Origin of the sequence: Lysobacter daejeonensis GH1-9, assembly GCF_000768355.1 — a bacterium.
Taxonomy (GTDB): domain Bacteria; phylum Pseudomonadota; class Gammaproteobacteria; order Xanthomonadales; family Xanthomonadaceae; genus Aerolutibacter; species Aerolutibacter daejeonensis.
Genome location: NZ_AVPU01000064.1, coordinates 1 through 2,448 on the forward strand (window position 1 = coordinate 1; position 2,448 = coordinate 2,448).

The following is a 2,448-nucleotide window of genomic DNA, read 5'->3' on the forward strand; positions in this document are numbered from 1 at the left end:
TCAGGCGTTAGGCGGCTGATCAATCCATGCAGGCTCTCCTAATAGTGTCCCGTTTCATAGCCGTCCTCGCCGGCACGTTTATCGTGGGCAGCAGCCTCGCCGATATCGCGGGGCTGGTTCCTCACTCCGAAGAAATGCCTTCTTTGGCCAGTCGAGTTACCTCCAATGTCTGGCCGATCTTTCTTGGGTTGGCTCTCATGGCCCCTCAGCGCCACTTCCTCACCGCTCCCCGTTTCTTTGCCCTTTTGCTCGCGCATCTGGTGCTGGTGGCCGTAGTCTTTCACCGTGTCGGCGAGGGCTTGCTGTCGCTTGAAGGCTTCGGTTGGCTAGACTTTGCGCTGCTCGCAGTGGCGGCCATTCCTGTACTTAGCACCATTTCGCTCTGGGCACGGAGGCGGAGTGGTACGCCGCCTAACAATTCATTCAAGCCGAAGCCGCTTCGCGGCTCGGCTTAATTCAGGCGTTAGGCCCCGCAATGAGCAATCTCGCAATCGAACATGTCTCTTACGAAAAGGGATGGGGTGTCCTCTTCGAGGTAAGAGATCCCGAGCAGGTTCACCGCTTCTGCATTCACATGGATACGCTGACCGCGCCCGGCCTCCGTCATAGGACAAAGCACACGTTCCCTGAGATATTCGAGGCAAATGTCGACATCATGCTGCGAGTTGCGGAGGCTCTGATACGCTCAAACCAGCTATCTAGCGACATATGGGGCACTGAGATTCTCGCTTCTCACATCGGCGAGGTCACGGGTGCGGGCCCTAACAATTCATTCAAGCCGAAGCCGCTTCGCGGCTCGGCTTAATTCAGGCGTTAGGCCGCATGACCAACTACACAATCCCCTTGTTCTTCTCCATGTTTGCCCTAGCCATCGTTTGTTCAACTCTTGTTCCACTCCTTGGCCAAGAATCACCCGACCATGTATGAGCGCATCGGCAGCCCGCGGGGGTTTGAGTCGCGAGCTACGTCAGCATTGTTCAGCTTCCTGCTCACCCGCAAGCCGGAGTCGCTCGGGGATAAGGCCATGCTAGTTCGCGCCAATATCATGCGCGCCCTACTGGCTGTCTATTTGGCCGGCTTCTCATTGCTTCTTTACAGCATCGTGTCGGCGCACAATGCGGCCTAACAATTCATTCAAGCCGAAGCCGCTTCGCGGCTCGGCTTAATTCAGGCGTTAGCGCTTATGGGCAGGTACATTCAGCACCTCGGACGCACGGCACTGGCAGCCACTTTTGCTTTGCCAGTCGGGTGCCTTCTCGGTGGGTTTCTGATATCGCTCTATGAGTTGGCTACGTCGCGCGGCCACGCCGACGCGGTCTCAGATTCGTATCTGCTCGGCCTCCTCGCCGCAGTCGCTGCAGCCGTTGCAGGATGTTTTCCTGCTCTGCTTTACGGCGTACCTACCTATGCGCTCGCCTCCTGCCGAGGCAAGGCAAACATAGTCACAGCGCTCGCAATCGGCATCGCACCAGGCCTGATCATTGCTCCGTTAGCTTGGGAAGCTGGCAAGTTCTTTCTTGTCTTTGGCCCTTGTGTAGCTCTCGTCACGCACGTGCTAGCCCTGCGACTTGGTCGGACGAGCGCTAACAATTCATTCAAGCCGAACCCGCTTCGCGGCTCGGCTTAATTCAGGCGTTAGGGCGTTATGACAGCCACGTTCTTGCTCGCTCTACTCATTGGCTTCGGCGCGATGGCTGTGATCTTTCTGTTGGCTGCCCGAGGTTTGACCAAGAGGAGCAAATGGCTTGGCTTGGCGGCAATTGTTCTTGCGGCTCCATTCTTCTTCTGGCTCGGCGCCTTCTCGGAGCAGTTCACTTCCGGCCAGTGCTACTCTCGTTCCATACACTTGATTGCCAATGCTGTGGCTGGGACCGATGCGCCGGGGCGCCTGGCGGAGCAGATCAGAGAGCTGCCCCTCTACGGCTATGAGACGGTGTGCTCGGAGGTCGAGGTTGCGTCGGCGGGGCTGCCCAATGCGGGCGCGCCCTAACAATTCATTCAAGGGGAAGCCGCTTCGCGGCTCCCCTTAATTCAGGCGTTAGGCCCCACAGGAGATGGCAATGGTTCTGAGGTGGGCGTTGGCGCTTCTGGCTGCCTTCAGCGGCTTCGCGGTCGCTGGCATCGTCGGAGGCCTCGCAGCTGAGTTTGCCGGGTTCTGGAATCTTCCAGGCGCCGGTTTCAGTGCCGCGTTCGCGGTGGTCGTTTTGGCATATCTTGCAGCGCCAAGCCATAAGCTTCCTGCTGCCGCCGTCGCGCTTACCCTGGGGGCAGTGGTTGCGTGGCTGCTGCTTGAGCCTTCTTTCTACCCGGAGAGCTATGGGGACCGTGGAGCATACGAGCCAACGCATCTCCCAGTAGTCACCACCTACATTGGTGGGCTAGTCGGGCTTCTTGCTTCTGTGCTCATCGGGCGCTGGGCGGGGGGTGAATTCAACCACCAAGTGCGAC

The 2,448-nt window shown here is 58.5% G+C and carries 4 protein-coding genes; all 4 read left to right on the plus strand.

Annotated features, from left to right (window positions below):
* Positions 1 to 44: 44 nt before the first annotated feature.
* On the plus strand, positions 45 to 455 hold the full coding sequence (locus tag N800_RS14910; RefSeq protein ID WP_156963027.1) for a hypothetical protein: 411 nt from the start codon (positions 45 to 47) through the stop codon (positions 453 to 455).
* A gap of 464 nt (positions 456 to 919) precedes the next feature.
* Positions 920 to 1,126, plus strand: a complete 207-nt coding sequence (locus N800_RS14920) for a hypothetical protein (protein WP_156963028.1) — start codon at positions 920 to 922, stop codon at positions 1,124 to 1,126.
* Positions 1,127 to 1,645: 519 nt separating this feature from the next.
* Positions 1,646 to 1,990, plus strand: coding sequence for a hypothetical protein (locus N800_RS14925; RefSeq protein WP_036140486.1), 345 nt, complete (start codon positions 1,646 to 1,648; stop codon positions 1,988 to 1,990).
* A gap of 64 nt (positions 1,991 to 2,054) precedes the next feature.
* Positions 2,055 to 2,448 (plus strand): hypothetical protein (locus N800_RS16380; RefSeq protein ID WP_232227685.1); only part of this gene is annotated, 394 nt, incomplete at its 3' end.

Bases quoted from the DNA above. Each gene is read 5' to 3' on its own strand.
- N800_RS14920 (WP_156963028.1), top strand. From the start codon at position 920: ATGTATGAGCGCATCGGCAGCCCGCGGGGGTTTGAGTCGCGAGCTACG.
- N800_RS14925 (WP_036140486.1), top strand. From the start codon at position 1,646: ATGACAGCCACGTTCTTGCTCGCTCTACTCATTGGCTTCGGCGCGATG.